15 protein-coding genes are annotated in these 18,373 nt (G+C 38.1%); 4 read left to right on the top strand and 11 right to left on the bottom strand.

The features are described from left to right. Window positions 1–389: 389 nt before the first annotated feature. Window positions 390–797 carry a YbaN family protein gene (locus tag NST21_RS12005; protein WP_223305294.1) on the bottom strand — a complete coding sequence of 136 codons (408 nt, stop codon included), beginning with the start codon at window positions 795–797 and terminating at the stop codon, window positions 390–392. Window positions 798–2,377: 1,580 nt separating this feature from the next. Beyond that, window positions 2,378–2,677, bottom strand: coding sequence for a hypothetical protein (locus NST21_RS12000; RefSeq protein WP_340889301.1), 300 nt, complete (start codon window positions 2,675–2,677; stop codon window positions 2,378–2,380). Between the two features lie 683 nt (window positions 2,678–3,360). Here NST21_RS12000 and NST21_RS11995 point away from each other — a divergent pair. Further along, a complete protein-coding gene (locus tag NST21_RS11995; RefSeq protein ID WP_340889300.1) occupies window positions 3,361–5,766 on the top strand; it encodes a M14 family metallopeptidase in 2,406 nt (801 codons plus the stop codon). A 239-nt stretch (window positions 5,767–6,005) separates the two neighbouring features. Here NST21_RS11995 and NST21_RS11990 read toward each other — a convergent pair whose 3' ends face one another. Further along, window positions 6,006–6,281 (bottom strand): hypothetical protein, encoded by a 276-nt coding sequence (locus NST21_RS11990; protein WP_053345766.1) that lies wholly within the window; start codon window positions 6,279–6,281, stop codon window positions 6,006–6,008. Between the two features lie 74 nt (window positions 6,282–6,355). Between NST21_RS11990 and NST21_RS11985 the strand changes: the two genes are divergently transcribed. Both NST21_RS11985 and NST21_RS28810 read left to right on the top strand, forming a co-directional pair. After that, entirely contained in the window at window positions 6,356–6,685 is a 330-nt protein-coding gene (locus NST21_RS11985; RefSeq protein WP_340889299.1) for a hypothetical protein, read from the top strand. A 250-nt stretch (window positions 6,686–6,935) separates the two neighbouring features. Continuing rightward, complete coding sequence (locus NST21_RS28810; protein ID WP_445670593.1) at window positions 6,936–7,181, top strand: tyrosine-type recombinase/integrase; 246 nt, start codon at window positions 6,936–6,938, stop codon at window positions 7,179–7,181. A gap of 279 nt (window positions 7,182–7,460) precedes the next feature. Here the strand turns inward: NST21_RS28810 and tatC are convergent, their stop codons facing one another. The 3 genes from tatC to NST21_RS11970 all read right to left on the bottom strand — a co-directional run bounded on the left by tatC (window position 7,461) and on the right by NST21_RS11970 (window position 10,458). After that, complete coding sequence (tatC, locus tag NST21_RS11980; RefSeq protein WP_340889298.1) at window positions 7,461–8,195, bottom strand: twin-arginine translocase subunit TatC; 735 nt, start codon at window positions 8,193–8,195, stop codon at window positions 7,461–7,463. 217 nt (window positions 8,196–8,412) lie between these two features. Continuing rightward, a complete protein-coding gene (locus NST21_RS11975; RefSeq protein ID WP_201254572.1) occupies window positions 8,413–8,625 on the bottom strand; it encodes a twin-arginine translocase TatA/TatE family subunit in 213 nt (70 codons plus the stop codon). A gap of 84 nt (window positions 8,626–8,709) precedes the next feature. Then, on the bottom strand, window positions 8,710–10,458 hold the full coding sequence (locus NST21_RS11970; RefSeq protein WP_340889294.1) for an alkaline phosphatase D family protein: 1,749 nt from the start codon (window positions 10,456–10,458) through the stop codon (window positions 8,710–8,712). A gap of 600 nt (window positions 10,459–11,058) precedes the next feature. On the opposite strand from NST21_RS11970, the gene NST21_RS11965 reads away from it, so the two are divergent. After that, on the top strand, window positions 11,059–12,426 hold the full coding sequence (locus NST21_RS11965) for a beta-propeller fold lactonase family protein (protein WP_340889293.1): 1,368 nt from the start codon (window positions 11,059–11,061) through the stop codon (window positions 12,424–12,426). 648 nt (window positions 12,427–13,074) lie between these two features. On the opposite strand, the gene nikE is transcribed toward NST21_RS11965, so the two are convergent. Genes nikE through nikA form a run of 5 tightly spaced genes read right to left on the bottom strand, consistent with a single transcriptional unit; the run spans window position 13,075 to window position 18,315 of the window. After that, a complete protein-coding gene (gene nikE / locus NST21_RS11960) occupies window positions 13,075–13,869 on the bottom strand; it encodes a nickel import ATP-binding protein NikE (RefSeq protein ID WP_340889291.1) in 795 nt (264 codons plus the stop codon). Between the two features lie 19 nt (window positions 13,870–13,888). Further along, window positions 13,889–14,860 (bottom strand): ABC transporter ATP-binding protein, encoded by a 972-nt coding sequence (locus tag NST21_RS11955; protein WP_340889290.1) that lies wholly within the window; start codon window positions 14,858–14,860, stop codon window positions 13,889–13,891. A 15-nt stretch (window positions 14,861–14,875) separates the two neighbouring features. After that, window positions 14,876–15,706: a nickel transporter permease gene (gene nikC, locus NST21_RS11950; RefSeq protein WP_340889288.1), complete on the bottom strand. Its 831-nt coding sequence runs from the start codon at window positions 15,704–15,706 to the stop codon at window positions 14,876–14,878. 2 nt (window positions 15,707–15,708) lie between these two features. Then, the gene (gene nikB, locus NST21_RS11945; protein WP_340889287.1) at window positions 15,709–16,647 is read right to left on the bottom strand and encodes a nickel ABC transporter permease; all 939 of its coding nucleotides are present in this window, start codon (window positions 16,645–16,647) and stop codon (window positions 15,709–15,711) included. Window positions 16,648–16,683: 36 nt separating this feature from the next. After that, complete coding sequence (nikA, locus tag NST21_RS11940; protein WP_340889286.1) at window positions 16,684–18,315, bottom strand: nickel ABC transporter substrate-binding protein; 1,632 nt, start codon at window positions 18,313–18,315, stop codon at window positions 16,684–16,686. Between the last annotated feature and the right edge of the window lie 58 nt (window positions 18,316–18,373).

Genomic DNA, 18,373 nt, shown 5'->3' with positions numbered 1-18,373 from the left:
AGAACCAAAACAATTCTCCTCTAAGTTTTATCGTTGTCCTTTCTTTCCCCATGTAAATAGTGACCTGAACGAAAGGTTAAAGAGATTGCTATCAACAGTTGGCAAACATCCTTCACAGTAATATTTAACATGGGTTTTGTGTTGTTCATATAAAGGTGTTATCGGCACCATGTCGAACCACTTACCGCAGTATGTACACATCTCTCGCTCTGGCATATAGGTAGCTCCTCATTTCAGTATTACCATGGCATAGGTAGCTTCATATAATATTTCTCTATTTTTACTGAGACACCTTCTTCAACAAAACTGCCCATTTAGCTCCATAAGAAAAAGAGCTGCCGAAGCAACTCCCTTATTGAAGTAAAGCACCCGTTATTTGAAGAAAATTTTCAAGAATCTCTTTGTTTCGTACTGTTTCGGTCAATTGTCTTAATTTTTTTAATGAAATAATAATGTTTGTAGAGGGCGAGCACTACCAACAGGATTTTCACTAAAAGGATGTCCACAAAAAATACAGAAATTATGATGAAGAAATCAGCAACTAAATTGATTCTGATTTTCTCTTTTCGAGTCATACCTTTTTTTTGCAGGAATGCTTCAACGTATTTTTCATATAATGAGGTGCTTTTGAACCAGTTTTCAATCGACTTGGAACTTTTCGCAAAGCAAAAAGCAGCGAATAAGTAAAACGGACCGCCCGGCAGAACAGGTAACACAGTCCCTGCAACACCAATCACAAGTGATATGAATCCAAGAAGCAAAAATAGGATGCTTTTTACTTTTTTAATTGTAATCACCTTTTTATTTATATTCTATTCCCTTATAACGTAAAAGGGAAGTCCAATTGATTCAACATCACTGATTAGTATCTTACCATTTTCTTATTGACTCCCTCAGTTTAATACGATTTTCTCACAAATACTCGCTTAATCGCAGGATTTCATCACCCTTGAATTTAAGTTCACGGTTAAATGGAGTGATTTCAGGACATGAAGATTTCGTGAAGGCATAGTGAAATAAAGGAGTTACACAAGACTCCACATTTCACCATATAATGTACATTCTCCACGCCGCCCTGGAGGCTTTCCCTCCCATGTCTCAACGGGTCAATTGCACTATCATTCCTTGACAGAAATTCAACAACGATTAGGACATACAGATATTCAAACAACGTTGAGCATCTATGCCCATATGACTGACAACATGGAAGAAAAGGCCTCCCATCAAGTCAGTAAACTGATGGAAGACCTTCAACTTCAAATTTTTTACATGTTAAGTGAGCAAATAGGTGAGCATTTATTTACTCGTTAAACCCCTATATTTCAAGGGATTTAAGCAATGATTACATCATGCCGCCCGTTCATTTTCATATATAATAGAAACAAATAGTGTTTAAAAAAAGGCGTTAAATCAATGTTTTTAAGTAGATTGACTTAAATGTTTTAAATGCGATATAAAACATTGGAGGACAAATAGGAGGACAAAAGAGGACTACTAATGTATATATTAAGCCCTTCTCAATTGAGTGGGGCTTTTCCTCTTCAACAGACAATCCTTTTTATTTTCTTTTTCCACGCTCTTTATTCAATTCTAGGCATACTTCAAAAAAGAGCCAGCTCCTATAAAGACTTGCCTTCATTAAGTTTGATGACGTGGTCCCTCTTTAAGGTATGAATGTCCTTGTTATTTAAAGTCAATCAAGTTAATGTTATGGTCTTTGAATAGATTAGGGTCTTTTTCTCGATAATACCTTTCAGCAGATAGACAAATGCACTCACATAATTTGTCTATATTTACTGTGACTATTTTTGTCTTTATTATTTTTGAGTTATTATTAGTTTGGTTTACCCAAGATAAACCAGTTGAGTCTGCTCCACTTATTGCTAATTTAAATTCGTATGAATAATGAAAATCTGCGTCTTCTTTGTCGCCCCAGTTTTTTATATCCGAATTTCCATCATGTAAGAAAGAACAACGTAGAGAATAACACATTTCTCCTGTAAAATATGGATTCTTTGCTTTAGCGAAATCATTTGTCCAACCTGTGTTGTCTGCATAATATTGGTTTACCCAATCATCAAACCATACTGCATATTGTTTTCCTACATTACGTTTTCCGTTGTTGTATTTAAAATGTGGATATTCAATTTTCCCACAAATATCAGGTAAAGTTAAAGATAGTGCAAGTGCTGATAAATAACTTTTATTATTAAGAGCTAGGTTAATGTCCTTTATTTAATCTAGCATATTATCTCCCTATTGTTTTTATTTAAATTATTTTGGATGGCGACATATTTTTATATATTTGGTATTTTTTCCACCTCATAAAATTCGTAGTGTAGCTTTGAAATAAAGTTTGATCAAAGATAGCTAGTGCCTACTCTTCATATTCCTTCATGATTTTATAAAATGTATTTTTCTTTAGATCCATTTTATTCATAAATTCAACTGCCGTTATTTCGTTCTTTTTCCATGATTCATATTTAGTTATTAAAATTGCTTTCTGTTTCTCATTTAATGATACTAGGCTTATTTTCGGTCTGCCTAGATGTTTGCATTTTGCTTTGGCCGATTGAATTCCTTCTCGTTGCCTCCTATTAATATCCTCTCTTTCTTTTTCAGCAACGAACGAAAGAACCTGCAATACTATAGTAGTATCAATGGTGACAGGTACCACAAAAATACACTGTCCACGCGGTGTGGACAGTCATCTGAATGTGATTTTTTATACTATGAGATTTTTATTTATGGCGGCAGTTTTTGCAGACTTTGATGGTTTGGTTTGTTTCAGTTTTGTGCGTGTAGAGAAGCTTTACTCCTGTTCTTTCACACAGTGGGCATGTCCCTCTGCCATTTGAAGGCAAGTAGCTGATTGTTTTTCCTCGGTTTCTTTTTGCCATTCCCCATCATTCCTATTCATAATAATTCTTGTTTCTTTATTAAATGTTGGACTGGCACAAAGGTTGATAGGCATTTAATGGTTTTTAACAATAGAGCCGCAATTCACATGAAATATATTACAACTTTCCTTTTACAAAATTAAACAAAAAGCAACAATATTAAAAAATATTAAACAATAAAAACAGTTGATTATCAATATACAGTTTATAGGAATTATAATGGAATAAAATCTAGTAATTTTGTGCTCCTAAAATTACTAGATTTTTCGAGTGGAACAGTACTTTTTAAATAGGAAAAACAGCCTAAAATTTAATCTTCTAAAATAAAGTATTATATTTTCTTAATAAAATTTTTGTAGAGCGGATTTTTAACTGCCCCTGATTTTACGACAAGATATTAAGTACATTCAATTTACAATAAGCTTGTATTAAAATTTCTAGCATTTTGGGGGTGCAGTTTTTGACAAAACAGAAAAAGCAGAAATGGAAAAGGAATTTAGTGGTGATGACTGCCATAACCGGACTAGGGTTCTCTACATTTTATCCAGGCCTAAGTATTCCGGTTGCAGCGGTCGAACAGCCTGACCAGCCGATTCCTAAGGAAGAATCGGTCTCAATTGTTCAACTTGTAGTACCAAATGATAAGGCAAAGGACAAGCTTCTTGAGCTTGGAATTGACCTTACCCACAGAATCGAAGCACACGACGGAGTCTATGAAGTGGATGCCGTTGTCACACCAACAGAAATTGCCATGTTAAAGACCTTTGGCATCAATGTAAAAGAGACCCTGATCACCGAAAATCAATGGAACACACGCGTGGCAGAGCGGCAATCTACTGTCCAGCTGCAAGCCAGTCTGGCAGCTTCCGAGGATACACTTAAAGTCCTTAGGGCAAACCATTTTACCAATCAATCAGGCACCTTCCTATATCTCGAAGTGAAATCAAGCGCCGGTGCGACTGCTAGCACAGCACTTAAAGCAACTTGGACCGAGAACGGTGAGGAAAAATCTGCTACACTTTCTAGATTGGTAGATTACGGTGAATATTTATATCACTATTTGCTTCTACCAGTTAGCGCCATTCCTTCATCTGTTAAAATTGAAAGTAATCTTGGAGGAACAGCTACGAGCACCATTACTGAATGGTTAGGGAAAGAGCCGAAACATCCAAAAACAGATTATGTTACGGATTTTGTTGACCACTATATGGCACCAAATGAATTATATGAACGTGCCGAAAAACTTTCAAAAGAATTCCCGAACTTGGTAGAAATCATTGATATGCCAAATAAAACAAATGGTTACAGACGTCTTGCCCAAGCAACTATCGGCGGCACGACCAATCTCGCAGTTGTTGTTTCCTCAAAAGCATGGGGGCATGAAGGCGGGAATGATGTATCGGTAGAATTCAAGAATCCGGGAATCAATAATGCACCACTAAAAGTGACTGTGGATGGTACCAAGATTTTAGTAGATTTAGCTACTGATTCGTCAGGAAAGGCAACAAGTACTGCCGCACAAGTGGTTAAAGCACTGAATGAGAATGCTAGCCAACTTGTCACTGCGACTACATACCGCGGTAATACTGGTGCTGGTGTTGTCGCACCAACTACAAATGCTGCGATATTAACTGACGGCTTGAAAGCTGGGGCAGACGTTTCCCGTGATCCTTTTACAGTAAAAGCGATCCGAATCGGCAAGCATCGTGACGGTTCTAAACCAGGTGTTCTTGGATATGCTCAGGAGCATGCCCGTGAATGGGTGACCCCACTCGTAACAATCGAAACGGCGGAAAGACTACTGCGAAACTATAGTCAAGATAGTGAGACAAGAAAGCTTGTCGATAATCTTGATATATTCCTTGTACCTTCAGTAAACCCTGATGGTGCCAATTACAGCCTCAATGATTACAATATGCAGCGTAAGAATATGACCAATCACTGTGGTCCCACTGCCTCTGACCCTGGGTACCGTAATAATTGGGGAGTTGACCTTAACCGCAACCATTCTGTTGGTTCCGTTTTTGATGGCTATATTGGCGGAGGTACAAGTTGTACGGGAGAAACTTACGCTGGACCAGCTGAAAACTCTGAGCCTGAAGGAAGAAACCTTGTCTGGCTTGCTGACAAAAACCCAAATATTAAGTTTGCAATGAATATTCATAGTTATGGCGGCTACTTCATGTGGTCCCCTGGTGCTTACGATTCAAAACGTACAACACTGCCACGCCCCTCAGCTGGTGAAGAAGCGTTTTACTGGGCAGCTTCTGATAACATCTTAAATGATATTCAAGACCACCGCGGAACGGTCATTCTACCTAGCCGTACAGGTCCAATTCCTGACGTACTATACTCTGCTGCAGGTAACTCTGCGGACTACCTATGGTATGAAAAGGGGATTTATGCCTGGAACTTCGAAGTAGGGGCAGATTTATGGAATAAGGATACAAAAAGATGGCAGGCAGTTGGATTCCAGCCAGCCTTTGTAGAAGGTCATGAAGAAGCAATGGAATTTGCCAATGGGTTGATTGGCTTAATTAAAGTAGCCTACAACAGTGCAAAAGACCATCAGCCGCCTTCCTCAAAAGCTACACCTGGAAACGGTAAATACACAGGTCCGGTTGATGTTAAGATTGAAACAAGTGAGCCAGCCACCATTTATTATACGCTTGACGGCAGCCGCCCTACCTTCCAATCAGCTAAAATTAAATTAAGCGGCACCCGTGAATTTGCAGAAACATTAAAAATTGAAAAGACAACAACCATCAATTATTTCACTGTGGACGCCGCAGGAAACATTGAGAAAAACTACAATCCACTTGGTAATGGGAAAAACTATAATTCTGTAACGCTTACAATAAAATAACGGTTTGCAAGGGGTTGGCCTTACCGGGTCAACTCCTTTTTCATTGGTACTGATAGACTTTCTATTATATTGGGCCTTCTTTTTATATTTCAGCCTCTTTAATAGGTGGCCATAAAATCAACAAACCTCTAGCAAATGCTTCTGCTATTCCAAACCCGTTGTCACATAGCTTAATAGGATTAAAGGCGATAACCCTAGTACAAATTATCGCACTTTTCAACTGTAATTATATAGAAATACTATGGTTTCCAAATTTTTAAAACAGGCTCCTTCGTATTCGTAACCTTCCCCTTTTCTTCCAGATATCTATATGTCGCCTTTAGATTGTGATACCAAACATCGATCCCTGTTTCACCCTCATATCTCGGTTCATATCCTTGGTTCATTGCTGCAACCTTAATATAAACATCCCGGTAAGAAAATGTCCTGTCAACAACACTCTCCTCACACAGCTGGCAATAGCGAATGCAAGCTTGCAAATCTCCTTCTTCGATAGCGGGAGAAAGGCTTTCCATTTCTTCATGCCTTTTAACTCTATCTTGCCACTCTTGGCGTCAAGATTAGTAGCGTAAGAGCCCGAGAAAAGGAAATGAAGCATTTTACCTCTGTTTGGGGACCTTATCCAATCAGCCGCATTACTAAGAAAATGTATGAAGAAAGGATTCTGGAATTAAACGAAAAATACAGCCAAAATTATATGGATGGTATTCATACTTGTGGAAAAATGATTTTTCGGAAAGCATTAACTCAAGGCCTGATAAAAAATAATCCTACTGAGGATTTCAAAATGCCTAAAAAGCAGCAAAGTGTTGAAGAACTGGAGAAAGCAGAAGAGGATATTGTCTTTCTTGAAAAAGAGGAGCTTGCCCATTTTCTTAAATTATCCTATACAGACGGGCTTGAAATGGGGGGATTTTAATGAAAAGCAAGGTTCTATTAGAGTTACTAAAACTCTTTATAACCCTAACAATCATTTTGAAAAATATCAGCTTTTAACGCCAAAGACAAAGGGCTCTGTCCGAACAATCAGGATTGATGAAATGGTGATCAACATGTTAAAGAAGCATCGGCTTAAACAAAATGAAATTAAATTAAAAAACAGACTTGTTTACCAAGATAACGGATTTATTTTCGCTCGAGAGAATGGGCATCCATAATTAAGAAAAGTTATTGAGACCCGGCTAAAAAGGCTTCTAAAAAAAGCAGAAATAGAAAAGAACATTACTCCACACTCATTTAGACATACGCACACTTCATTATTAATTGAAGCTGGAGTTGGCATTAAAGAAATACAACAGCGACTTGGACATACAGATATTAATACTACAATGAATATCTATGCTCACATGACCGCCAATATGGAAGAAAAGGCCTCCCAACAGTTTAGCAAACTGATGAAAGACCTTCTCCTATAGTTAGCTTTTTTGTCACAGGTTGCTGTGTTTTTTAAAAAACGAGGACAAATCCGAGGACAAGAATAGCATATTATCATTTTAGACGTTGATATAACAAGGTTTTTAACCCCTTATTACATCATGCCGCCCATTCCTCCATATTAGGCAGGCCCAAGCCACCTGCACCAACAGGTTCTGGTTTAGCTTCTGTTTCCTAAGAAGCTAGGAATTCCCCTGCTGGTTTAAGAGACTATGGGAATAAGATGATCCATTCAATAATGGACGTGCTGAATTTCCCTGTCATGTAACAGGAAACACTGATTGCTCTCTTAAAAGCCTTTTTCGATAAACAATATTAGAAAGCTGTACACTAACTTCATAAAGAACAAGCAAAGGGACAATAACCAAAATGTCCGAAATTAAATCCGGGGGCGTAATCAGGATTGATACGATAACCAGGGCAAAATAAGAAATCTTACGTGACTTTTTCAGCCTTGTAGGATTTAATATTCCTAATCTTGTTAGGAACATGACCACAAGCGGCATTTCAAATAAAATACCGAATGGTAAAATCAAGTTAATCATAAACCGAAAATATTTTTCCGCAGTAAACATCATCTCGAACTGCCCAGCGGAAAGTGAAGTCAGAAACCCTAAAACAATAGGAAATAACACAAAATATCCAAAAGAGATTCCTATGATAAATAAGATGAATAACCCAGGGATAAAACGAAATGTAACCTTCCTCTCCTCAGGTTTCAATGCAGGTGCTACAAAGCGCCATACCTGAAATGCAGCTAGCGGAATAGTTGCAGCTATTGCACATACAGCAGCGATAATCATATAGACCCACAGGATCTCACTTGGACCGAGAACTGCAAGTTTTCCTTCTAAATCCTTAATAAGCAGTTCATATATATCCTGTACGAATATGAAACTCAATATGAAGAAAGCAACAAAACCTATCAGAGTTTTTATAATTCTGCTTCGGAGTTCCTCCATATGCTCAATAACGTGCGAATCCTTGCTTTCCATATTTGCTCCTCCTTTTTTGGTCACTTTGCGTACAAACCAATAGCCCCCCGAGTGGTGGCAAGTATTTCAATAATATAGCTTGAAGAAAAAAACGCGGAAATACTATTTAAGCTCCGTCTAGACTGAATTTCTTTTGAACTTATTGGCAACAATTATTACAATATTGACATACAAAGAAGCAGACGAGTCTCCCCGCCCGCTATCTCATCATTCCTATTTATCCCTCTTTTTTAACAGCTGTCACTTCAGACTTATTCTCTTTTTCTTCCTCTTTATCTGAATCAGATACTAATCCTTTGGTTGCACCTTTGAATTCTGATAAAGTGCGTCCAAAAGCCCGACCGATTTCCGGCAGCTTGGAGGGTCCAAAAATGATTAGAGCAATAACGAGCACGATGACCAACCCAGGAATTCCGATATTTGAAAGCATTCTCAGACCCACTCCTTTTTAGATACTTTTCCATTTTATATATATTAACTATTATTAACCTTCAAGTATAACTCTGGATAACTATTAATTAGTGACTTTCCCCTGCTTGTTCATCCTTTGTTTTTCATGTGCACGATTATGGGCGCGCGTACGATCTTCTTCGACTTCATTAGTTTTTTGGACACCTTCAGCAACGATGGCTGATGATACTTTTCTGAGTCCAGCTTGATCCTTATCAAAAACAAAGGATGCTCTTGTTGAAATATCTGCCCCAGGTTCTGTTACGAATGGAACCACACGGTAATCCGCCCTCCATTGCTCTGGTGTTACCTTGCATCGGACGTACCCACGGTAATCATTGAAGAATTTAATATGTGAATTTTGGCTTAATATTTTGTCAGTATCTGCTCGTTTGTCTGCCCCGTTTCCACCAGATGTGATGGATGTACCGACAAATTCCACACCGAAAGTCTTTGAGTTTGGATCATTGAAATCAGTTTTTAAATTGGAAGCCCAGCTAGCATGTACATCACCGGTCAATACTACCAGATTTTCAATGTTTTTGCTTTTTACTACATCTATCAAACGGTCGCGTGCAGCCGGATAACCATCCCAAGAATCCATGCTATATTTTGGAGCAGTAGGTGTTCCATAATTCCGCTGTGCAAAGAATATCTGCTGAGGAAGCACATTCCACTTTGTTTTTGAATTCGAAAGATTCTCAGTTAGCCACTGCTCCTGCTCTGGTCCGAGTAATGAACGCTTCGGATCAAGAGACTCTGGCGTTTGCGGTGAGCTTCCATCGCCGTTTGCCTGATCATCACGGTATTGCCGTGAATCAAGTACAAAGAAAGAAGCCAGATCACCATATGAGAAATTCCGGTATAAACGCATATCAGCCCCCTTTGGCAATGACGATTTACGAAGAGGCATATGCTCGTAGTAAGCCTGATAAGCAGCTGCCCTGCGTTTGATAAATGCCTCCACTGATTGTCCCTTTTCCGGAATTACATTTGCATAGTTGTTTTCAACTTCATGGTCATCCCATGTCACGACCCATGGGAATGCAGCATGCGCTGCTTTTAAATGTATATCAGAACGGTATTGAGCGTATCTGTTTCGATAGTCCTCAAGTGTAATAATCTCCGGACTGTTATGTACACGGACATTACCCGTAGATGAAACATATTCATTTGGACCGTACTCATATATGTAATCGCCAAGGTGAAAGACAAGATCAAGATCTTCTTTTGCCAAATGTTTATAAGCTGTATAATAGCCATGTTCAAATTGTTGGCATGAAACAAAAGCGAATGTCAGACTAGAAACACTGGAACCTAATAACGGGAGTGTTTTCGTTTTCCCTGTCTGGCTTACTTCCCCTCCACTTTTAAAACGGTAAAAATAAACCTTGTCAGGTTTTAACCCGCTTACTTCCACATGGACAGAGTGACCCAGTTCTGGCCTGGCTATTTCCTTGCCATTCTTTACAATTTTTCTAAAATGCTCATCCTTTGCAATTTCCCATTTAACTGAAACAGCTTCATGAGGCATTCCGCCGCCATTCAACGGATCTGGAGCCAACCTTGTCCATAAAACAACACTATCTGAGAGTGGATCACCAGACGATACACCAAGAGTAAATGGATAATCGCTGAATTTTGGGGCAGCATTTACCTCAATCCCCCCCATTGATTGCGCAAGGGCAAGACCCAATGAAAGTCCGGCAAGCTTACTCGCTCCCTGGATAAAGTTCCGGCGGTCCATATTTTTGCCTAAGCTTTCTTGGCTCCAATTCTTAATCAATTCATCCACAGCTTTTTCATTATTCATTGCTCTTTCCCTCCTAAATAAATCTTTGAAACTGGTTTTAGTATAAGAGGACTTTTTAAAAGGCGTATTAAGGTCTGTAAATCACTAATTTTCTAATTAGGTATTTCGTTTTAGGACTTTGGAATCCATTAACCAAAAAAACTATATGACTCGACCTTTCATTTATTAAATCCTGTAAAACCCCACAAATATTGACAGTCTTTTTTCCTAATTTTCTTCATAAATCCTTTATTTAATCGTTACAAATAATTGGGTTTAAGATCGTTTAGGTTAGTTTAAGTGACTTTATTTTCCCGTGTAGACGATCCAGTTTCCTTAAAAGAGTCTATCAACATATCAAAATCGCAATTAAACTGGATCCAATACAATTCACTCTAAACATGAATCATAAATTTTTTAATAATAATCAAACCAATATCCTCCTCGATACGTTTATTTATAGTGAAGGGAGCAAAATATCGTCTTGATTAAAAAATTTCAAAGAAAGGTATTAAAAAACCTGCAACATATTGATTGGCATTCGATTCTCCTGTTCATCTTTCTGGCTTAAAGAATCGTATTTTAACATTTATCAAGAAAATAATTTCACGGGGTGAAGAAATGTTGAAAAAAATGAAGTTTATAAGTGTATGGATTATAGCCTTACTTTCTGTGGTTATTCTACCAAATGTAATTGGTGCTTCTTCTACTAAAAGTAAAATTCCAGTGTCAGAGACAGGCTTTGACACCCACATCACCAACAATTCCCTTGCCGTAAGTCCGGATGAGCAAATAGCCGTTGTCTCAGATAGCCGTGAACAATACGTCCTAGTCTATGATCTTACAAAAGGCAAGCTGCGCAAAAAGATCGACGGCTTTGGTTCACCGAGAAACATCGTGTTTATTGATGGTGGCTCCGAGTTTGTCGTCTCAGACAGCACGCTCGGTACGCTTCGTTTTTACAGCACAAAAAACTTCACCTTGAAAGATGAAGTCGTCGTTGGTCAAGGTGCATTCGGGACTGCTGTCAGCCCTGATGGAAAGATATTGTATGTGAACAATCAAGCACACAATTCTGTCACTGTCGTGGATTTGGAAAAACGAAAACCGTTGGCCGTCATTACCGGTTTCGCCCAACCAAGACAAGGCATAAAAGTCTCTCCAGATGGAAAATACATCTTTGTCACGAACTTTCAAGGAGATAAAGTATCCATCGTTGATGCCGCAACACAGAAAATCATTCGTGAAATATCAGGTTTCTCTATGATTCGCGGAATTTCGATCACTGCTGATGGAGGTACATTGTATGCCGCGAACAGCGGACGCAACAGCATTTCCGCAGTTGATACACTTGACGGCAATATAAAGAGTGAAATCAAAGTGGGTCGTGAGCCATATGGTGCTTCTCTTTCGCCTGATAACAAGCTCCTTTTTGCAAGCAATAAAGCTGACAATACGATTGACGTAATCAATGTCTCTGATCACCGCGTAGTTAAAACAATTGACGGTTTCAATGAACCAAGACAAGCAATTGTCTTTAGCCACGACGGGGAACGGGCTTATGTATTAAATCGGGATCTCACTATTGCACGTGTGAATGTTAAGACCTTCTCCATCACGGATATAATTCAGGATGAGTCAAAAAAGTACAAGCTTAAAATGCTAAGATCAGACAAAGTAGGGACATATTTAGCAGATCAAGAAGGAATGACCCTTTATTATTTCACAAAAGATGATTCTAGCGTCAGTAATTGCAAAGGTCAATGTAGTGAAATTTGGCCGCCTTTCCATGCAGATAACATTATCTCCGCTAAAGGATTCAACAAAAAAGAGTTTAAAACTATCATAAGAGATGACGGACAAAAGCAAACAACTTATAAAGGGCATCCACTTTATTACTTTGTGAAAGATAAGCAGGCCGGTGATATAAATGGACAAGGCGTCAATAATGTCTGGTTTGTTTTAGGCAAAAAGGTTTTTGAGGAATAATTAAGTTTAGTTTTGCACAAATAGTTAGAAATCTCTCAATAAAACCGTTCATATTTGAGCAGATGAAAAATAAAAGAAAAATAGTTTTGTTTCACAAAAAATGGTCCTAAAGTATAATAAATGTCACTTTTTTATTCTAGAATTTGCTTAGCGCATGTTTTCCGCAAAAACTACCTAGACCCCTTATATAAAGACTGAAAAAAAGCTGAACAGTATATTGCTGAACGTTTTTAATGAAGTACCGTTATACCAAACCGGATAAGCTGTTGTTTTTGAATAAAGATTGTTAATAATGGTTTCCTATTCTTGAAGAAAACTCTAAAAAATTCAAGCCACCTTCTAATGATAGGTGGCTTTGTTTTATTCGAATAAGGTACTGGTTTAAAATCTTCATAAAATTTTAACTTGATGGTGATAGATTCTGCCGACAAAACACAGATATTATACGCTATCGCGTTTTTCACTTTAGACCTCATTAAAGAATAAATCGGCACTTATATTATTGATAAAAACAACGGAGAACGGAATCCCATATAGATATACCAGTATAAGAGATGGAATGGCTTTACAGCGGAGCTTAAACACTTGATTTTTCAGATATTCCGTTACTAACCTAATTTCCCACATCACAAACCTATAATTAACGCATCACAATATTCCCGGATATGGAGGCAGCACAGAAGACAATAACTTTTTAGAAACAGGATGTTTTAATCGTTCAAGTTGTTCCAAATCATCTAACCATTCAACAACCTCACCATTGTACATTACCGCTAGACGGTCTGCGATGTAATTGACTGCCTGTAAATCATGGGAAATAAAGAGATATGAAAGTTGAAACTCTTCTTTTAATTGTGCCAAAAGATTTAATATTTGTACTTGAACAAGAACATCTAAAGCACTTACAGCCTCATCAAGAATAATTAACTTTGGCTTTAAGGCAATCGCTCTTGCGATATTGATTCTTTGTAGCTGTCCTCCACTGAACTGGTATGGGTATTTACGAATATCTTCTGGGCTTAACCCAACGATCTCCAAAAGCTCCTGTACTTTCTTTTTCTCTTGAACAGACGTAAGCCTTTCGTAATTTCTTAACGGCTCAGCAATGATCTCCCCTATAGTTAGTCTTGGGTTAACAGCGCTATAACAATCTTGAAAGACAACTTGCAGATTTCGCCGTAACTCCTTTAATTCTTTTGCTTTTAAACAATAAAGGCTCTTCCCCTGAAACCATACCTCTCCCTGATCCGGCTTTTCCAGTCCCAGAATAATTTTACCCAGGGTACTCTTTCCAGATCCACTTTCTCCAACGAGGCCTAAACATACTCCTTCTTCCATAGTTAGAGAGATGCTCTTAATGGCTTCAACAGATTTACGCTTCCCAAAAACAGGGTTCCCCAACAAGTATGTTTTCTTTATTCCTTTCAACTCAAGCAAGCTCACTCTTCATCCACCTAACTCTTTATCTTGATTTTACACATCGTACTAGATGGTCTTTTTCATACTCTTTAAATTCAAGATTATAACTTGAACATGTATAATCTGCGTCCTCACATTGTTCTAAAAATGGGCATGTTTTTTCACTATTTATTAAATTGGGGCGCGAAACGCTGGCACGTTTTTCAATCCTTATCTTTCTTCTTGTTAATCCAAGTCTGGATTCCAACAAGACTTTGGTATACGGGTGCATTGGGCTATTTAACAACTTCAACACTGGTGCTTTCTCAACGATATAGCCGCCATACATCACAGCTACTTCGTCAGCTAACTGAGCAATCACCCCTAGATCATGTGATACTAATAAAATGCATGTATTGTATTCTTTCCTTAACTTATCCAACTGTTTCAAAACCTGGAGTTGGTTTGTCGAATCAAGTGCAGTCGTCGGCTCATCAGCGATGATGATAGATGGACTTAAAGACATGGTAATCGCAATCATAACCCGTTGCAGCATCCCGCCGCTTAGCTGAAACGGATATTGATTCAAGACATTCTCTGGATTAGGCAAGTCCGTTTTTTCTAAATACTCCACAGCTATTTTCCGCGCTTGCTGCTTCGTTATGGGCAAATGAGTTCTAAGTGTTTCAATAAAATGCCGCCCTATCGTCCTCACAGGATTAAAGGCGATCATAGGGTTTTGCATAATCATAGCGATCTCACTACCCCGTACTTTCCTTAAGTCTTCTGTGGAAACATTTAAAAGATCAATATTTTTAAACTTGATACTCCCTTGTACCACCTTTGCCTTTTCAGGTAAAAGATTTAACAAAGACATGCATGTCATCGTTTTCCCTGATCCACTTTCTCCGACAAGGCCCAACACTTTCCCAGCCTCGAGCTTAAAGCTGACATCATGGACAGTTTGAGTCACTCCATACGGTGTCGTTACAATAACATTCAAATTGTCTACAGTTAGAATGGGGTCTTGTCCCATCTTCTATCCTCCCTTCTATTCCTTTTTTAGGTCTAGAGCATCCTTCAAAGCTTCGCCAAACAAGTTAAAAGCAATCACAACGATGAAGATCATCATCCCAGGGTACAGCATCAATGAAGGGGTTTCTCTAAAAAATGGCTTACTATCATTGATCATCATTCCCCACTCTGCATCTGGAGGCTGTATGCCCAGACCTAGAAAAGAGAGACCAGAAATCGCCAAAATAACTCCTCCGATGTCCATAAAGATTAATACAACAACTTGAGAGATGATGGCAGGTAAGATATGTTTGATGATAATGATACTCCTTGGTGTCCCGCATATTTTGGCTGCTAAGACAAAGTTTTGCTCCTTTACACTAAGTACCATACCTCGAATGACGCGTGCATAAAAAACCCATTGGACAAGCACCATCGCCAAAATCAGATTGCCAAGACTCGGTCCTAAAATCCCGACTAAAGCAAGGGATAGAAGAAAGCTTGGGAATGCCATGAGTATGTCACACATTCTCATGAAAAGATAATCAACCTTACCCCCTATAAAGCCTGCATACATACCAAGTGGGATACTAATAATCATCATTAATCCCATGACAAGGAAAGCTGTTCCCAACGAGGTTCGTGTTCCATAGATTAATCGGGACAAAATACATCTCCCTAAATGATCAGTCCCCAATGGAAACTGAGATGAGGGCCCTTGCAGCTTCTGAACGATATCAATCAAGTTCGGATCATTAGGAGCCAAAAAAGGAGCAAAAAGAGCCAATACTGTCAGGAAGGAAATAATCATGATGCTGATCATCATGAGCTTATGTGTCATCAGCTTTCGTTTCACGTTTTGCACCACTCTTATTTCTCTCCCTCCCAGCGTATACGAGGATCCAGGAAAGAATATGTAAGATCCACAAGAAGATTACAGACCACAAAGATCACACCCATAAATAATACACACCCCTGAATCATCGGATAATCTTGATTTAATATAGATGTGACAAATAACTGTCCCATGCCGGGCCAAGCAAAAATTGTTTCAACAATAACCGCTCCGCTTAGCATGTTACCGAAGCTCATGCCAAGTCCAGTTATCACAGGTAGTAAGGACTTTTTTAAGACATGTCTGATAACGATTAGTCTTTGGCGCAACCCTCTCGCTCTAGCATAAACAACAAATGGCTCATTCAAATTTCCCAGCATACTAGCACGAAGCAATCGCATATACGTACCTATATACGCAAAAGCCAATGTCAAGGAAGGAAGCACTAGATGAGCCAAAGTCCCCCTTCCCAATACAGGAAATAAATCTAACTTTACTGATAAAAAATAGATCAAGAGAAAGCCAAGCCAAAAGGTTGGCATAGAGACACTTACAAAGGCTAATATTCTGCTAAACTGATCAACAAATTTCCCCTTGTAAATAGCAGAAAACATTCCTAAGGGTAAACTAATAACAACAATAAAGATAAGCGAAGCAAATGTTAATTGAACTGTTGGGAAGAAATGTACCACAATTTCTTCCCATACAGAGTTATTGGACACATAAGACATCCCTAAATCCAATTGCAACACTTTTCCCAGCCACTCAAAATACTGGACATATAAAGGCTTGTTTAATCCAAGCTCAACTCGAAGGGCTGCCACTGTCTCATCCGTAGGAGGAATATGTGACGCCCTTAAGTAAGCTACTGCCGGATCTCCAGGAATTAAGTGAAGCAAGATAAAAGTGATGAGAGAAATTCCTAATAAAATTGGAATTAAACTTGTGAGACGTTTAAAAATAAACCAACTCATGTAGCACTCCTTAAGTTGTTTTTAAGTATCCCCACTTCAATTAACGTCAATTGAAGTTAAAGGGACCTCAGCTTCTTGAGGTAAAAAATCTACTCCACTAATGTTTTTTTGATATACTGCTATATTAGACTGATAAGATATCGGTAAATAAATTGCTTGTTCGTGCAATGTCGTTAATATTTCTGAATATAGTATTTTTCTCTCTTCTTCGTCTGTAGTTAATAATACTTTCTTAATTTTCTGGTCTATTTCTTTTTTTATTGGCAACCCTAATTGAGCGTTATAATCTGGACCACCATTTTCCGTATTTGTCGTCATAGCTGCTAAATAGGAATGTGGATCAAATGGTACAGCCCAAGTAGATGTAAATAATAAATCAAATTCACCTTGAAATGCATTTGTCCAAAAAGTATTAGTTTCTTGACTAGTCAACTTAACATCTATTCCTAGCTTTCTAAAATCACCTTGGGTAAATTCTGCGATTGACTTTTGGATGTTGTCTGTACTATTAAACAGTAATTCCAATTGCAATTCTTTTCCGTCTTTTTCTCTAAATGGTTTCCCCTTCACTTGTTTCCATCCAGCTTCATCCAATAACTGTTTTGCTTTTTCTGCATCATATTCATAAGGCTCTATATTAATTTTCGTGTATGGCAAAATAGGTGGAAACAAAGTATCAGCCTTTTTTTCCATACCATAAAAGATCTTATCAATAACAGCCTGTTTATTAAAAGCATGTTGGAGCGCTAACCGAACTTTAAGATCTTTAGTCGCTTCTCTATTTGAGTTAAGAAGCAGCGTTCTTGTAGCTGTAGGTTCTGACAATTTGGTTTCATATTGCCCTGAATTCTTCAAAAATTGGAATGAATCTTGGCTTATGACCCCGTTTCCAAAAATAAAGTCGAGTTCTTTTTTCTCAAAAGCTAATACTCTTGACTCACCGTCAGTAATGACTTTAACAACCACCTTATCTACTTTAGGTTTAGTACCCCAATACTGTTCATTCCTTTTAAAAACTGCAAACTCATTTTTCTTATATTCACTCAATACCCACGGTCCTGTGCCAATCGGAGACTTGAGTCCGTCCTTAAATGTGTTTTGACTGTCAGGAAAAGCAGCTTCGCCTACAAATCGCAACGGTCTGATGTAAGTTAGTTCTTGAAGAGTTGGATAATACGCGTTGTTCAAAATAAGTTTAAATGTATATTCATCTATTATTTCAGTACCTTTGATTTGGTTAATTAATTCCACCCATTCATGTTGTTTGCGATTAACTAAAATGGTATCAAAGTTTTTCTTAACGATTGCAGCATTAAAGAGGGAACCATCGGAAAATTTAACATCTTTCCTCAGATGGAATACATATTCTTTTCCATCTTTCGATATATCCCAGCTCTCTGCAAGCCAAGGCTGAATTTCTCCGCCTTCACCGTAATAAACAAGGGATTCATATACCATAGCCTGGGAAAAAAACTCATTCGGAAAATATGTGTGTGGATTTAAGTCACCTATATCCCCTGGCCATGAAAAAGTAACAACTTTTTGTTTATCTTTATCTGATGTATTTTCTTGATCTATTGTTGTGTTGCTGCAACCAGTAACAAAAATTGTGAAAATTACTAGTAGTCCAACAAAAGAATGGAATAAATTAGACCGTTTTAAAAACATGTTTTCTCACCTTCAATTATGGAATTTTATCTATTTGAAAAATTACGAAATATAAAAA

This window comes from Peribacillus sp. FSL K6-1552, from assembly GCF_038005205.1.
In the GTDB taxonomy this organism is placed as follows: domain Bacteria; phylum Bacillota; class Bacilli; order Bacillales; family DSM-1321; genus Peribacillus; species Peribacillus butanolivorans.
This window is presented reverse-complemented; position numbering and strand designations above follow the sequence as displayed.

Excerpts from the sequence above, each read along its gene's own strand:
- NST21_RS11955 (WP_340889290.1), bottom strand. The coding sequence starts at position 14,860 with ATGGGACAAGACCCCATTCTAACTGTAGACAATTTGAATGTTATTGTA.
- nikA (WP_340889286.1), bottom strand. The coding sequence starts at position 18,315 with ATGTTTTTAAAACGGTCTAATTTATTCCATTCTTTTGTTGGACTACTA.
- NST21_RS11975 (WP_201254572.1), bottom strand. The coding sequence starts at position 8,625 with ATGCTTTCAAATATCGGAATTCCTGGGTTGGTCATCGTGCTCGTTATT.
- NST21_RS11990 (WP_053345766.1), bottom strand. The coding sequence starts at position 6,281 with ATGGAAAGCCTTTCTCCCGCTATCGAAGAAGGAGATTTGCAAGCTTGC.
- tatC (WP_340889298.1), bottom strand. The coding sequence starts at position 8,195 with ATGGAAAGCAAGGATTCGCACGTTATTGAGCATATGGAGGAACTCCGA.
- nikB (WP_340889287.1), bottom strand. The coding sequence starts at position 16,647 with ATGAGTTGGTTTATTTTTAAACGTCTCACAAGTTTAATTCCAATTTTA.
- NST21_RS11985 (WP_340889299.1), top strand. The coding sequence starts at position 6,356 with ATGAAGCATTTTACCTCTGTTTGGGGACCTTATCCAATCAGCCGCATT.
- NST21_RS11970 (WP_340889294.1), bottom strand. The coding sequence starts at position 10,458 with ATGAATAATGAAAAAGCTGTGGATGAATTGATTAAGAATTGGAGCCAA.
- NST21_RS11965 (WP_340889293.1), top strand. The coding sequence starts at position 11,059 with ATGTTGAAAAAAATGAAGTTTATAAGTGTATGGATTATAGCCTTACTT.